Annotated in this window: 16 protein-coding genes and 3 pseudogenes; 10 read left to right on the top strand and 9 right to left on the bottom strand. The window is 61.7% G+C overall.

Going from position 1 to position 13,136, the window contains the following annotated elements; translation table 11 throughout:
• The first annotated feature begins 48 nt into the window (after window positions 1-48).
• Entirely contained in the window at window positions 49-1,011 is a 963-nt protein-coding gene (locus GA829_RS17710) for a Dyp-type peroxidase (protein ID WP_195174000.1), read from the top strand.
• A 4-nt stretch (window positions 1,012-1,015) separates the two neighbouring features.
• Here GA829_RS17710 and GA829_RS17705 read toward each other — a convergent pair whose 3' ends face one another.
• The 6 genes and pseudogenes from GA829_RS17705 to GA829_RS17690 all read right to left on the bottom strand — a co-directional run bounded on the left by GA829_RS17705 (window position 1,016) and on the right by GA829_RS17690 (window position 3,893).
• On the bottom strand, window positions 1,016-1,537 hold the full coding sequence (locus GA829_RS17705; RefSeq protein ID WP_195173999.1) for a hypothetical protein: 522 nt from the start codon (window positions 1,535-1,537) through the stop codon (window positions 1,016-1,018).
• 135 nt (window positions 1,538-1,672) lie between these two features.
• Window positions 1,673-1,858, bottom strand: a pseudogene (locus GA829_RS37795) (glutathione S-transferase family protein); the annotation flags it as partial.
• Window positions 1,855-2,379, bottom strand: a complete 525-nt coding sequence (locus tag GA829_RS37545; RefSeq protein ID WP_195179712.1) for an IS5 family transposase — start codon at window positions 2,377-2,379, stop codon at window positions 1,855-1,857. The gene GA829_RS37545 and the pseudogene GA829_RS37795, both read right to left, overlap by 4 nt.
• Before the next feature lie 86 nt (window positions 2,380-2,465).
• Window positions 2,466-2,624 (bottom strand): annotated as a pseudogene (locus GA829_RS37540) (hypothetical protein); the annotation flags it as partial.
• Window positions 2,625-2,731: 107 nt separating this feature from the next.
• Window positions 2,732-3,178, bottom strand: a pseudogene (locus GA829_RS17695) (glutathione S-transferase family protein); the annotation flags it as partial.
• A gap of 85 nt (window positions 3,179-3,263) precedes the next feature.
• Window positions 3,264-3,893, bottom strand: coding sequence for a TetR/AcrR family transcriptional regulator (locus GA829_RS17690; RefSeq protein ID WP_195173997.1), 630 nt, complete (start codon window positions 3,891-3,893; stop codon window positions 3,264-3,266).
• An 83-nt stretch (window positions 3,894-3,976) separates the two neighbouring features.
• Here GA829_RS17690 and GA829_RS17685 point away from each other — a divergent pair, with 83 nt between their 5' ends.
• Window positions 3,977-4,489 (top strand): DinB family protein, encoded by a 513-nt coding sequence (locus tag GA829_RS17685; protein WP_195173996.1) that lies wholly within the window; start codon window positions 3,977-3,979, stop codon window positions 4,487-4,489.
• Window positions 4,490-4,525: 36 nt separating this feature from the next.
• Here GA829_RS17685 and GA829_RS17680 read toward each other — a convergent pair whose 3' ends face one another.
• Window positions 4,526-5,941 (bottom strand): FAD-binding oxidoreductase, encoded by a 1,416-nt coding sequence (locus tag GA829_RS17680; protein ID WP_195173995.1) that lies wholly within the window; start codon window positions 5,939-5,941, stop codon window positions 4,526-4,528.
• A 115-nt stretch (window positions 5,942-6,056) separates the two neighbouring features.
• On the opposite strand from GA829_RS17680, the gene GA829_RS17675 reads away from it, so the two are divergent.
• The 4 genes from GA829_RS17675 to GA829_RS17660 all read left to right on the top strand — a co-directional run bounded on the left by GA829_RS17675 (window position 6,057) and on the right by GA829_RS17660 (window position 8,930).
• A complete protein-coding gene (locus tag GA829_RS17675) occupies window positions 6,057-6,536 on the top strand; it encodes a thioesterase family protein (RefSeq protein ID WP_195173994.1) in 480 nt (159 codons plus the stop codon).
• A 260-nt stretch (window positions 6,537-6,796) separates the two neighbouring features.
• On the top strand, window positions 6,797-6,994 hold the full coding sequence (locus GA829_RS17670) for a hypothetical protein (protein ID WP_195173993.1): 198 nt from the start codon (window positions 6,797-6,799) through the stop codon (window positions 6,992-6,994).
• A gap of 341 nt (window positions 6,995-7,335) precedes the next feature.
• On the top strand, window positions 7,336-8,484 hold the full coding sequence (locus GA829_RS17665; RefSeq protein ID WP_195173992.1) for a histidine kinase dimerization/phosphoacceptor domain -containing protein: 1,149 nt from the start codon (window positions 7,336-7,338) through the stop codon (window positions 8,482-8,484).
• On the top strand, window positions 8,481-8,930 hold the full coding sequence (locus GA829_RS17660) for a response regulator (RefSeq protein ID WP_195173991.1): 450 nt from the start codon (window positions 8,481-8,483) through the stop codon (window positions 8,928-8,930). Before GA829_RS17665 ends, GA829_RS17660 begins: the two co-directional genes overlap by 4 nt.
• Here GA829_RS17660 and GA829_RS17655 read toward each other — a convergent pair.
• Both GA829_RS17655 and GA829_RS17650 read right to left on the bottom strand, forming a co-directional pair.
• Window positions 8,927-9,820 (bottom strand): dienelactone hydrolase family protein, encoded by an 894-nt coding sequence (locus GA829_RS17655; protein ID WP_195173990.1) that lies wholly within the window; start codon window positions 9,818-9,820, stop codon window positions 8,927-8,929. The genes GA829_RS17660 and GA829_RS17655 overlap by 4 nt on opposite strands.
• 85 nt (window positions 9,821-9,905) lie before the next feature.
• The gene (locus GA829_RS17650; RefSeq protein ID WP_195173989.1) at window positions 9,906-10,811 is read right to left on the bottom strand and encodes a LysR family transcriptional regulator; all 906 of its coding nucleotides are present in this window, start codon (window positions 10,809-10,811) and stop codon (window positions 9,906-9,908) included.
• A 129-nt stretch (window positions 10,812-10,940) separates the two neighbouring features.
• Here GA829_RS17650 and GA829_RS17645 point away from each other — a divergent pair, with 129 nt between their 5' ends.
• The 4 genes from GA829_RS17645 to GA829_RS17630 all read left to right on the top strand — a co-directional run bounded on the left by GA829_RS17645 (window position 10,941) and on the right by GA829_RS17630 (window position 13,122).
• Window positions 10,941-11,318, top strand: a complete 378-nt coding sequence (locus tag GA829_RS17645) for a hypothetical protein (RefSeq protein WP_195173988.1) — start codon at window positions 10,941-10,943, stop codon at window positions 11,316-11,318.
• 47 nt (window positions 11,319-11,365) lie between these two features.
• Window positions 11,366-12,376 (top strand): zinc-dependent alcohol dehydrogenase family protein, encoded by a 1,011-nt coding sequence (locus GA829_RS17640; protein WP_195173987.1) that lies wholly within the window; start codon window positions 11,366-11,368, stop codon window positions 12,374-12,376.
• A gap of 143 nt (window positions 12,377-12,519) precedes the next feature.
• Entirely contained in the window at window positions 12,520-12,675 is a 156-nt protein-coding gene (locus GA829_RS17635; RefSeq protein WP_195173986.1) for a hypothetical protein, read from the top strand.
• 9 nt (window positions 12,676-12,684) lie between these two features.
• A complete protein-coding gene (locus GA829_RS17630; RefSeq protein WP_195173985.1) occupies window positions 12,685-13,122 on the top strand; it encodes a hypothetical protein in 438 nt (145 codons plus the stop codon).
• Window positions 13,123-13,136 lie beyond the last annotated feature (14 nt).

Here is a 13,136-nt window from a genome sequence, read left to right as displayed (position 1 = left end):
GAGTGTCCTCGCTCTGTCCCAAAAATTCTGGAAAATGGAGACTTTCGGATGTCAGGAAAGAACTGGGACAGAGTGCCGATCGATGCGCAGAGCGTCGACGCACCGCTGTCGCTGGCAGCGGTCTTCCTTGTGGTCACCGTCGCAGGCGACAAGGCCGCGCTCGCCAAAACCGCCTCGGTGCTCGGCGGACTTGACGATCTCGTCAAGACTGTTGGGTTTCGCGACCTTTCAGGCCGGCTGTCCTGCATCGCCGGGATAGGCCGCGACCTTTGGGATCGGTTGTCGACGAATCGCCGGCCGCGGGAACTGAAGCCGTTCGCACCGATCAAGGGCGCGGCTCATTCGGCCCCCTCGACCCCTGGCGATCTTCTCTTCCACATCCGCTCCGAACGCCCCGACATGTGCTTCGAGTTCGAGCGTATTTTGCTCGACAGCCTGGGTGACAGCGTGACTGTCGTCGATGAAGTCTCCGGCTTTCGCTATTTCGACGCGCGTGACCTGCTCGGCTTTGTCGACGGCACAGCCAACCCGACCGGCCTCGACTTGCCCGCGTCGGCGCTCGTCGGCGATGAGGATGCCGGTTTCGCCGGCGGCAGCTATGTCGTGGTTCAGAGATATCTGCACGATCTCGGCGCCTGGGCGCGAACACCGACGCATCTCCAGGAGGAGATCATCGGCCGCACCAAGATCGATAACATCGAAATCGACGACGACAAGGCGCCGCGCAAATCGCATAAGTCGCTCGCCACCATCGAGGATGCCGACGGCAACGAGTACGACATCCTGCGCGACAACATGCCTTTTGGCCGTCCGGGACAAAAGGAATTCAGCACCTATTTTATAGGCTATTCCCGCTATCTCTGGGTGATCGAGAAGATGCTGCAACGCATGTACATCGGTGAGCCGCCGGGCGCCTACGACCGGCTGCTGGATTTCTCGACACCGCACACCGGCACGACGTTTTTCGCCCCGACTCGGCCGATGCTGCAGACGCTGGTTCAGGCCGGGTAGAAACTCACCGCGCGTCGCGCTTTGCCTGCGCCACCTTTGCCGCCTTGCGCTGGCGGCCGAGTTCCATCGGCCGCACAAGGTCTTGCGCCCTCTGGTTTGCCACGGCGCGCATGCCCTGGTGCGCGGTGCGCGAATTGAATGCGGGACCGTCGGCTGTCGCCCTTTGCTTCAGCGTCAGCGCCTTGCGCGCATTGTCGACCAGCGAAAGACGCGCCGCCAATTGCCGGCGCCGTTCGGCCTCGCCATTCAGCCGCCGCATGGCCATCGCCAGCACCGCCAGCTTCAACTGAGAGCCGCCATCGGCCCTGGAGGCGGCGGCACCCTTTGACGCGCCCTTGCCACGTATTTCGCGGCGGCGCTGATGCGCCTGCGTCTGTGCCTTGTCGCGCCGCTCCCGCAACAGCTTGACCAGGCTGGCGAGGTCCGCATCGGAGAGGTTTTGCACCACCGGATGGTGCGACTTCTCCACCAACTCGTGTTCGTCGGCGCTCAGCGCCCGAGCCTCTTCCTTGCGTGAGATTGCCATGACACTGTTTCCTCCGCTTGGCACGCCTGTGACTTCAGGCCTCGGTCAGGAGCCTCGGACCAAACAGCGCTGAGGTCAAGGCGAACCGTTTTCAGCAACGATGGTGCCGCTCTTCAAGGCCCGCATTCGAACAGATCAACCGCCGGAATGTTTGTCGATGCTGTACGGATACACGGGATAATCAGGGCCGAGTGCGTCCCGTACACGGCCAAGCCAAGCCATGAATGCCGGATAGTCCGGGAGAACGAAGCCGCAATCCTCGGCTCGGTGGCTGTACGCATAGACCGCGATATCCGCGATCGATAGCTGCTTGCCGACTAGGCCGTGTGGACGAATTTGATCAAGCATAGGCCTGCGGCGAAGCTTACGATTGAGCGGAAGTTTCGTGCGGTCTTTTCGCATCGCAGGGCAACGCGTTTGAAGCGCTTGAGCCGCCCGAAGCCTTGTTCGATGCGGGCGCGCGCCTTGTAGAGCGTCTTGGCGAAGAAGGCTGGCCTGTTTTTCTCGTTGGCCTTGTGAGGGATCACCGGGGCGATGCCGCGTGTCCGCGCGGCGGCGCGATTGGCCTTGCTGGAATAGCCTTTGTCGCCCAGCGCGGCGCGTGGGGTGATGTCCGGCCCTATGTCGAGCAGGGTCTCGAAGCGGGTTGTGTCGGCAACCTGGCCACCGGTCAGATCGAACGCGATGATGTCGCCAGAATTGTCCGCCTTGGCGTGGATTTTCGTTGTGAACCCGCCGCGCGAGCGGCCGAGCGCCTGGCCTTGCTGCCCCCCTTTGCGCCCGCTGCCGAGACATGGGCGCGGACAATGGTGGAGTCGAACATTTGGATCAGATGGGCCGATGCGCTCATCTCGGCCAACGTGTCGAAGAAGGCTTCGAACACGCCGGCCTTGCTCAGCCGGTCAAAGCGCTTCCACACTGAGTTCCAGTGGCCGAAGCGTTCCGGCAGCGCACGCCAGCGCACATTCTCCACCGTGAAGAAGTGCATGGCTTCCAGAAACAGCCGGTCGTCCGCAGCCTTGCGGCCTCGCCGTGGCAGGCAGGCCCGGAAAACCTCCAGCGTGTTCGCCCAATCCGTTTCCGTCATCCTCGTGGACATCGCCGACCTCCAAATCAGTCGACAATCCATGAATCAGACTGGATTCGTCAGCGGAACCCCAAAACCTATACCTGAGTCAATTCGTCCACACGGCCTAGGAAGGATCCTTCGGCGAGGCTGCGGTTCAGTGCCTGGAGTGTGCGGGCTCCGGCTTCCCGCTTCGCCGCGACAATGGCTTTGTTGCGCTCAAGCCGCCCGGTCAATGTCCAGTATCGCAATGAACCGATGACCGGCTCGACATGATACTGTTCGAAGAACAGCCATTGCATGACCTTCGCACGCTGATAGCGGTCCGCTGGCAGAAACGGCGTGCCTTCGGCGAGGTAAGTCAGGATCGCATTCGACTCGGCGATCGCGCGTCCGTCTTCAAGCTGAAGAACGGGAACCGCGCCCGCCGGATTGAGGTCGAGAAAGGCGTCGGCATGGCTCTCACCCTCGAAAATCGAGACGCTACGGGTCTCATAAGGAATCTTGAGCAGTCCCAGCAAAACGCGGACCTTCCAGGCGTTTTGGGAGGGCAGATAGTCGTGAAGCGTCAGCATGGTGATCCTCTACTTTTGATAGGATCGAGTTCTGCACCCCATCAGCGCCGCGCGCATTCCGATTCTTGCAAAGCCGGATCTAAGCTCAGCGCCCGGACCGATGGCGCAAATAGGCACAGACCATTTCGTTGAGCTCGGTGCGCAAGGCCGGCGAATCGAGTTCGCCGTGCCGTGCCGCGGCATGGATGACCCCTTCGACGGCGGCCGACAGCACACGCCCCGTAATCTCATCGCGTATCGGATCGGGCTTGCCAGGCAACGGTGGAATCACCGCCTGATAGCGCCTGAGGTAGTCCAGCTCGAACGCGTCCTGTTTCGAGCGCGCCGCCAGCGGCACCTCATCGAGCAGGACGCGATGCAGTTCCTGGTCGACCGAGTGGGCAGCGACGACGCCGTCGATCAATTTTGCCACGCGCCGCTCAAGCGTGGCTGCCCCCTCGCCGCTGTCTGAAATGGAAATGGCCGCCAGCACAGCATCGAGATGACGGGCGCGGATTTCCTCCGCCAGCGCCAGCTTGTTGGGAAAATACTGATAGAGCGAACCGATGCTGACGCCGGCCGCCAGGGCCGTCTCATTGGTGGTGAAATCGGCCCAGCCACGCTTTGCCAGAACGCGAGCGGCGGCCTCGAGGATGGCATCCACGGTGGCACGGGAACGCTGCTGCCTCGGCGCCTTGCGCGGGCTTTCGCGTTGCGGGGGAATGCGAGTAGCCATATCGGCGCTTTTTCCGCAAAATGTGAATAGAAGCTCACATTTTACCCAACCGGGTCAGGAGCGCAACACAATCGGAGGCCGCCATGAGCAGCAAGACGCTCCTTTTATCCCTGTTCAAATACAAATCCTGGGCCGATGAGGAACTCATTGTCTCGCTGAAGGACATTGAGAAGGACCTTGGCAAGGAGGGCTTGGGACAGATCCTTGAAACCATCAACCACGCGCATGTCGTCGACAGGATATTCGCCGCCAATGCCCGGAAGCAGAAGCACGACTACAGGGATACGGGTACGGCGGAAACACCGAAGCTCGCCGAACTCTCTGAAGCGATCAGGGATACGGACCGGTGGTATCTCGGATATGTCGAACAGCTGGGTCCCCACGAGCTGGTAGAAACGATCCGCTTTACCTTCACTGACGGCACGCCTGGGGAGATGTCACGCGAGGAAATGCTTGCCCATGTCATCACCCATGCCGGCTATCATCGCGGCGAAGTCGGGCGCATCGTGACCCAGCTGTCCAAGCCAAGCTCCCCCGATACGTTCACTGGCTATCTCCACCGCGCCGAACCCGCGCGCCGTCTTTCGGAACTGTGAGCTTCCGCGCTAGAGACCGTCGCGAGCTCCGGCCGCCTATCCTGCCGCCGGCAGGATTTTCCCGGGGTTGAGGATGTTCTGAGGATCGAGCGCCTGCTTGATCGAGCGCATGATGTCGACGCCGTGGCCGAGTTCATGGCGCAGGAAGCCGACCTTGCCCTGGCCGATGCCGTGCTCACCGGTGCAGGTGCCGTCCATGGCAATCGCCCGCATGTTCAGTCTGGCGACGAATTTCTCCGACAGCGCGATCTCCTTGGGGTCATCGACATCCATCAGCACCAGAACATGGAAATTGCCGTCGCCGGCATGACCGACGATCGGCGCGATCAGCCCCATCTCGGCAATGTCAGCCTCGGTCTCCATAACGCATTCGGCAAAGCGCGAGATCGGCACGCAGACATCGGTCGACAGGCCCTTGGCGCCCGGCCGCAGCGTCAGCGATGACCAGTAAGCGTCGTGCCTGGCCTTCCAAAGCTTGGTCCGCTCCTCGGCAACGCTGGTCCAAAGGAATGGCCCCCCGCCGTTTTCTTCCGCGATCATGCCAAAGGTTTCGGCCTGTTCGGCCACGCCGGCATCGCTGCCATGGAACTCGACGAACAGGCATGGGCTTTCGGGATAGTCGAGCTTCGAATAGTTCTTCATCGCCCGCATCTGCAGCCCGTTGACCAGTTCGATGCGCGCCACCGGGATGCCCATCTGGATCGTCGCGATCACCGCGTTGCAGGCGGCCTCGACGCTAGGGAACGGGCAGACGCCGCCGGATATCGCTTGTGGAATGCCTTGCAGCTTCAAGGTCAGCGACGTGATGATGCCGAGCGTGCCTTCAGAGCCGACCAGCAGCCGCGTCAGATCATACCCGGCCGAGCTCTTCTTCGCCCGCTTGCCCGTGGTCACGACCTCGCCGTCGGCCATAACAGCTGTCAGCGACAGCACGTTTTCGCGCATCGTGCCGTAGCGCACGGCATTCGTGCCCGAGGCCCGCGTTGCCGCCATGCCGCCAAGCGACGCATTGGCGCCGGGGTCTATCGGAAAGAACAGGCCGGTGTCGCGCAGATGCCGGTTCAAATCCTCGCGTGTCACTCCGGGCTCGACCGTGCAATCGAGATCCTGCGGGTTGACCGCCAGAATGCGGTTCATCCGCGAAGTGTCGAGCGAGATGCCGCCGCCGGGCGCATTGGTGTGACCTTCCAGCGACGATCCGACACCGAAAGCGATGACCGGCACGCGGTATTGGGCGCAAGCGCGAACGATCTCCTGCACTTCGGCCGTCGTCTCGGGAAAAGCGACACCGTCGGGCGCCTGCGTCGGGATGTAGGTTGTCGTGTGCGCGTGCTGTGACCGGATTGCCTGGCCGGTCTGGAAACGCTCGCCAAAACGCTGCTTGAGGATGCCGAGCACGGCGGCGATGCCGTCTTCATTGCGCTCTACGGGGTTGAGGTCGCTCAGAGCCATGAATTTCTCCGCGAATGGACCAGCGTCGGCGCTTCCCTGCGTCTATGCTCGTCATGCTTATCGATGCCTAGTCTCACCACCCTGTCCCTGTCCAGCACCATAACAAGGAAGTTCCATGTCCCTGCCTGCCCCCTTCGTCTCCAAACCAATGGATATCGAGAAGGACTGGATCGACTATAACGGCCATCTCAACATGGCCTATTACAACGTCATCTTCGACCGTGGCTCGGACGGCGCTTTCGAAGAGATGGGGATGGGGCCGAACTACGTCAGGGACCGCCGCCTCACCATCTACACCGCGGAAGTCCATGTCTGTTACCTGCAGGAGCTCCACCTCGAGCACAAGGTAACGGTCTCTCTTCAGCTTATTGACCACGACGAGAAGCGGCTGAGAACCTACCAGGAAATCCGCCATGTCGACGGCTGGCTGGCGGCCACCTCCGAAACGCTGTCGCTGCATGTCGACATGGCCGGGCCCAAGGTGGCGCCCTTCCCCGCCGATGTGCTCGCCAAGGTGGAAGCGATGCGTGCCGCCCATGCCACGCTGCCAATGCCGGAACGCGCCGGCCGCGCGATCGGTATCCGCCGCAAGTAGGACAAAGCCGAAATTCGCGCCTTTCCCGGACATAGCCACGCGCTGATTTGGGCTCAAAAGCCACACTGGAAAATCAAAAGAACGGGACCACCGAATTCGGCATGCGGGCGCTTGAAGCGGCTATACGCCAGCGTTAACCTTACCAAGGTTTTAACGTGAACAAGCCAATTGAGCCGTTGAACGACTCAGTCGAGCGGTCGAGAACGATCCGCATCGGGTTGAGATACGGGCGGCGGGGCAAGCCGGTTCGAGGGACGTGCATGAAAACCGACATCAAGGTCGAAGTGGACAGGCTAGCTGCTGATCCGCGCATTACCGACTATGATTTCTGGCGCTCGCTCAAGAACGTCGACAACGAGATTTTCCACATCGCCAACAGCAATGAGCCGATCCCGTTCGACATGATCCGCTGGCGCAGCATCCTGAAGCGCGCGCGGCTGAAGCGCGGCCACGCCTGACAGACGACCTGCTGTCGTTGAACACAACAAGCCTGGGCCGCCTCTCAACGCGCGGATTCAAGGCTGTCGCTTGATGGCGGCCAGAGGCGACCGCGCCACAACCGGCGACGACTGGATGATCCCGGCTTCAGATACTGCCTGGGCATCGCCCTTGTGGTCGCCGGTGTGGCTTTTAACGGCCGGAAGCGCTTTTGATCAGCGGCAACATACCCTTTATTTCCAGTAGCTTACTTTGTTTTCAATGTGGTTCCGTGATTCGTCCGGATGCGACAATACGGCCCAAGATTGAACCATGCCCGGCCTGAGCCGTTGTCTCCCCACGAACGGCTTGGAGAACAAGAATGGACTGGAAACACACCAGGGAGCCGGCTGACGCGTGGCATATGACGGATGACCTTCATGTCGAACATGGCAAAGGTGATCCGTTCGCGGCCGCCATAAGGGCTACCCGCATGTCTATGATCATCACGGACCCAAGGCGGGCCGACAATCCCATTGTTTTCGTTAACGACGCTTTCTTGCGATTGACGGGCTATGCGCGCGAAGATGTGCTTGGCAAGAATTGCCGCTTTCTCCAGGGGCCAAAAACCGACAAGGCGGCGATAGATAAGGTGCGCGAAGCCGTTGCCGCCACAACGGATGTCAGCGTCGATGTTTTGAACTATCGCAAGGATGGTTCCACCTTCTGGAACGCGCTCTATATCAGCCCGGTTTCGAACGGCAGCGGCGAGCTGCAGTTCTTCTTCGCCTCGCAACTCGACGTAACCGATCGCAAGCGGTCGGAGCATCGCATCACCGCTGACAAGGATCGCTTCGAAAAGGCGGTCAAGGAGCGCACGCGAGAACTCGAGGCCGCACTCGAAGCGCAAACCACCTTGCTGCATGAGGTCGATCACCGGGTGAAGAACAACTTGCAGATGATCTCATCGCTGATCGTCATGCAGAGCCGGACCATAAAGGACGAGGCGACCAAACAGTCGCTGACCACCATGCTGGAGCGTATCGAAGCGCTGAGCACCGTGCATCGCCGGCTCTATCAGTCGAAGGATGTCAGCAAGTTCGACGTTTCGGATTTCGCCAGGGATCTCGTCACCGATCTGCTGATGGCCTCCGGACGCTCGGAAATCAAGTCGACGCTGGAGCTGGAGCCGATCGTCATTTCGGCGGAAAAGGCGACGCCGGTGGCCCTTATGGTCAACGAGCTTGTCACCAACGCTCTAAAACATGCTTTCAAGGAAAAGCCCGACGGAACCACCGCTGGCCGCATCGGCGTCAAGATGAGCCAGCCTGACGGCCACTTCAACATCGAGGTGTCAGACGATGGTGTCGGCATGGCCGATGCCAGTGGCGACGCATCCTTCGGAATGCGGCTGATCAAGTCGCTCGCCCGTCAGCTGCGCGCCGACATCGAATGGCGCGATGCCGGCCCGGGCACCAGGGTTGTCATATCGATGCCCAATGAACCGCAGCAGAAGGGGAACATGTCATGATTGAACCGCTGAAGGTCCTGATTGTCGAGGATGAAGCGCTGTTGGCGATGGAGCTGGAAAGCCTTGTCGAGGACGCTGGCCACAGCGTCGTCGGTTGGGCAACCTCCCTGACCGAGGCAAGGAGCATGGTTGATACGACGGATGCCGATATCGCCTTTGTCGACATTCAACTGACCGACGGCCCGACCGGCGTCGAAGTGGCTGAATACATTGGTGAACAGAAGAACTCGATGGTGGTGTTCATGACCGCCAATCCGAAGCGCATTCCTGATCACTTCGCGGGCGCGGTCGGCGTCATCGCCAAGCCTTATACCATGAACGGGCTGATGTCGGCCCTGCGGTATCTGCAGGAAGGTGTGCGCCGCCCGCCGCCTGTTTCGGTTTTGCCGGCCGGCTTCACGCTGTCGCCGGCCTTTGAAACGGTGTGGGCCGCGCCGTCCAGCTAGGCCAGTTTCTGCTTGAGGAATGCGATCGTGCGGCCCCAGGCGAGATCCGCCGCGGCCTTGTCGTAGCGGGCCGCCGACGTATCGTTGTTGAAGGCATGGTTGGCGCCGTCATAGACATAGACCGTGTATTCGACATGCGCCGCGTCGAGTTCTTTCTTGTAGGCATCGATCCCGGCATTGGTGCGTGTGTCCAGCCCGGCATAATGCAGCATCAGCGCGGCCTTGATCTTCGCCGCATCGGCGGCCTTCGGCTGCATGCCGTAATAGGCGACGCCTGCCGCGAGGTCGGGTGCGTCGACGGCCAGCATGTTGACCGTGCCGCCGCCCCAGCAGAAGCCGACCGCGCCGACCTTGCCATTGCCGTCCTTGTCGGCTTTCAGATACGCCACAGTCGCCACCGCATTGGCCGCGAGTTGCGCCGGATCAAGCTTGGGAAACAGGTCGCGCGCCTTGTCTTCATCATCCGGTGTGCCGCCGAGCGGCGACAGGAAGTCCGGCGCCAGTGCCACGAACCCTTCCAGCGCCACGCGCCGGGCAACGTCGCGGATATGCGGGTTGAGGCCCCTGTTCTCATGGATGACGATGACCGTGCCGAGCTTCCCGGCATGGCCGGTCGGCTTCACGAGATAGCCCTTCATCTCGCCGCTGCCGCCGGGATAAGTGACGTCCTCGCCCTTCACGCGGGCATCGTCCTCGGCGACGATCGCCGCCTGCGCGGAATTTGCCGCCAGCAACGGCGCGATCGCTGCCGCCGCCGCACCCGATCCTGCCAGCCTGGTCAGTTGTTCCATGAAGCGGCGGCGGTCGAGCGTCAGATGCGTGTATTCGTCATAGGCATCGACCATTGCCTGCGTGATGGCAGGTGTGGTGTCGGCGTCGGATTTCGTCATGGCGCGCTCCTCGATCTCGGATCTCCCACGCCAAGATAGGCGCGAGGCCCACCTCGTCCAGTCGCGAACGGAAGAGACATGCCTTTCACTTGGCGCGCATGAGCGCGGTGGCTGCATCGATGAAAGCACGCAGCTTCGGCTGTGCCTGGCTGCGGGTCGGAAAATACAGGAACAGGCCGGGCTTGGTTGGCAGGTAGCGCCGCAGCACGGGCTCCAGTGCGCCTGATGCCAGTTCGGATGCCGCAACCTTGTCGGCGGAGTAGCAGAGGCCGACACCGTTCCGCGCCAGTTCGATCATGCTGATATGGTCGTTGACCAAGATGCCACCTGGAGCATCGAGCGAGAACTCGCGGCCATCGCGGGCGAACTGCCATCGATAGATCGTCCTGGCTGTTGGAAAGCGGTAGCGGATGCATTCGTGCCGCATCAGGTCTTCCGGCGTTTGCGGCCGTCCACGCACCGTGAAATAGGACGGCGCGCCAAGCACCGACCAGGTGAAATCAGGCGTGATCCTGACAGCGATCATGTCCCGCTCGATAAAGTCGCCGATGCGAATGCCGGCATCATAGCCGCCCGCCATCAGATCGACGGAGGCATCATCGACATCAATCTCCAGGGTGACATCGGGAAAGGCCTGGCGAAACGCGGGCAGCAGCGGATAGATCACCAGATCAAGCGCTATGCGCGGCACCGACAGCCTGAGATTTCCCATCGGGCGCTGGCTCAGGACCGACAAGGCGTCAAAGGCATCACCGATCTCGTTGGAAGCCGGCTTCAGCCGCGCCAGGAAGTCCACACCGGCTTCGGTCAGCGCGACCCGGCGCGTCGTGCGTTGAAAGAGCGGCATGCCGGCGCGTGCCTCAAGCGACCGGATCGCCTGGCTGACGGCGGCCGGCGTTACACCCAGTTCCGCCGCCGCGGCGCGAAAGCTTGCATGCGCGGCAACGGCGAGAAACTCGGACAGGCCTGTGAAAACGTCGGTTCGCGCCATGAGGTGCTCATTTCATTATATAGATGATCTACATTACCTGTACCGATTTCAGCAGTTTTTCCAACCAATAAATGGATCTAGGGTTACCTCCATCTGCAGCGCATCGCGCTCGAAAACGGAGACAATCCTATGCCCCAAACGATGATCACCACTGAAGAATTGGCGACCCGCTATGTCGCGATGTGGCACGAAACGGACGCCGCCGTGCGCCGCGAGACGATCGAGGATCTCTGGGCGCCGGATGGCGCCAACTACCTGAAATCAGCCGCCTATCAAGGCCATGCCGCCATCGAGGCGCGGGTTGCCGCCTCGCACGACAAGAATGTCATTCAGGGCAAGAACCGGTTTCGCGCCAGGCCGGGTCTCCAGGTCGTACAGAACGGCATGCTTCTGACCTGGGAAATGCTGCCGCAAGGCTCCGACACGGTACTAGCCGTTGGCCTCGAGTTCTTCGTCCTCAACGACGAGGGCCGCATTCTCTCCGACCATCAATTCATCATCTCGTAGTCCGGCTATCGCCAACCCATGCGCTTGCGTTGTCTCAGGAGAACACCATGAAAAGCTACCGTGCCAATCTTGGCGGCGGCATAGACGGCATCGTCATGCGCGATGAGGCGATCCCCTCGCCCGGACCGCACCAAATCCTGGTTGCCGTGCGCGCTGTCTCGCTCAACGCCAGAGAACTGATGATCCTGCAGGGCTACTACCCGCTGCCGGTCAAGCCCGATCTCATCCCCGTTTCAGACGGTGCCGGTGAAGTGGTCGCGATCGGCGACGGCGTCACCCGCGTCAAGATCGGCGACCGTATCGCGGCTTCGATCTTCCCGCGCTGGATCGACGGGCCATTCGGCTGGGATTATTCAGCACAACTCGGCGGCTCACTCGACGGGATGCTGAGCGAATACGCGCTGTTGCCGGAGGATGCCGCTGTGCAAATACCGCCGCATCTGTCCTACGAGGAAGCGGCCACCTTGCCCTGCGCCGCCGTCACCGCCTGGAACGCGCTTTCAGGCGGCGTCCCTCTACTGCCCGGGCAGACCGTGCTGACGCAAGGATCGGGCGGCGTTTCGCTGTTTGCCTTGCAGCTCGCCAGGCTTTTCGGCGCCCGTGTCATCGCCACGACCTCCAGCGACGACAAGGCGCAACGGTTGACGGCACTCGGCGCCGATGCGGTGATCAATTATCGCACGACGCCGGACTGGCATGCCTGCGTCCGCGAAATGACCGGCGGCCGCGGCGTCGACGTGATCGTCGAGGTTGGCGGCGCCGGCACCATGGAACAATCGCTGAAGGCCGTCGCGCTCAGCGGTCAGATCAGCCAGGTCGGTTCGCTGGACAAAAGCGCGGCCTCGATCGGCATTGCCGCCCTCTCCGCCACCGTCACCAGCATCAGGCGTATCGCGGTCGGCAACCGGGCCCAGTTCCTGGCCATGAACAGCGCGATCGCCATGCACGGCCTGCGGCCCGTCATCGACAGCGTCTTCGCGTTCGAGGATGCCGTGGAGGCGTTCCGCTACTATGCGCGTGGCGAGGCCTTCGGGAAAATCGTCATCCGTCACGATTGACCGGCAATCGGCGCCGTCATCACAATCTTGTCATCAGCGAAAAATCTTGATGGTGCTGCCACAATAGTGAGGGAAACTGCCTGAAATCGGCCGCGCGATGGTTTGGCGCGGCTGCGGTCCTGACCTGGAAAGGAATGACGCCGATGACCTTGCCTTCCCCGATCCTCGCTACAGGGTTCCTGGTTGCAGCGGCGGCTTTTCTGGCGCTGGGCTCGATGGTGGTGACCGCAAGCAAACAGTCCATGATCAAGGTTCGCAGCCGCCGGCCGCGTCCAACAGACACGAAACGCAAGGGTTGAGGTGAAGTCATGGACGTCCAGGATATCGTAACCACCGTCTCCCAGAAGGCTGGGATCGATCAGGCCACCACCGAAAAGGTCGTCGGCACGATCTTCTCCGTGCTTGAGCATGAGGCCCAGGGCACAAGCGCCTCCGCCTTCTTCGCCAAGATTCCCGGCGCCGACGCGCTGGCGCAGAAATACGACGTCATGGCCGCCGCTCCGGCCGCCGGTGGCGGCGGCTTCCTGTCGTCACTGCAGGGCGCGCTTGGCGGCGTGCTCGGCGAGAAGGCCGGTGCACTCGTCAACGGCCTGGCGGCGCTCAAGGCGTCCGGCCTCGACATGGCGCAGCTCCAGAAGGCCGGCGCGACGCTGGTGCAACAAGCGGAGGCCGCGGCAGGCCCCGATCTGACCAATCAGGTGATGGGATCGGTGCCCGGCCTGAAGAGCCATCTCGGGATCAGCTAGTCGGATCAGAACGG

It is taken from the genome of Mesorhizobium sp. INR15 (assembly GCF_015500075.1).
Lineage (GTDB): Bacteria > Pseudomonadota > Alphaproteobacteria > Rhizobiales > Rhizobiaceae > Mesorhizobium.
The sequence above is the reverse complement of the archived record's forward strand: the minus strand, read 5'-3'. Positions and strand labels throughout refer to the sequence as shown.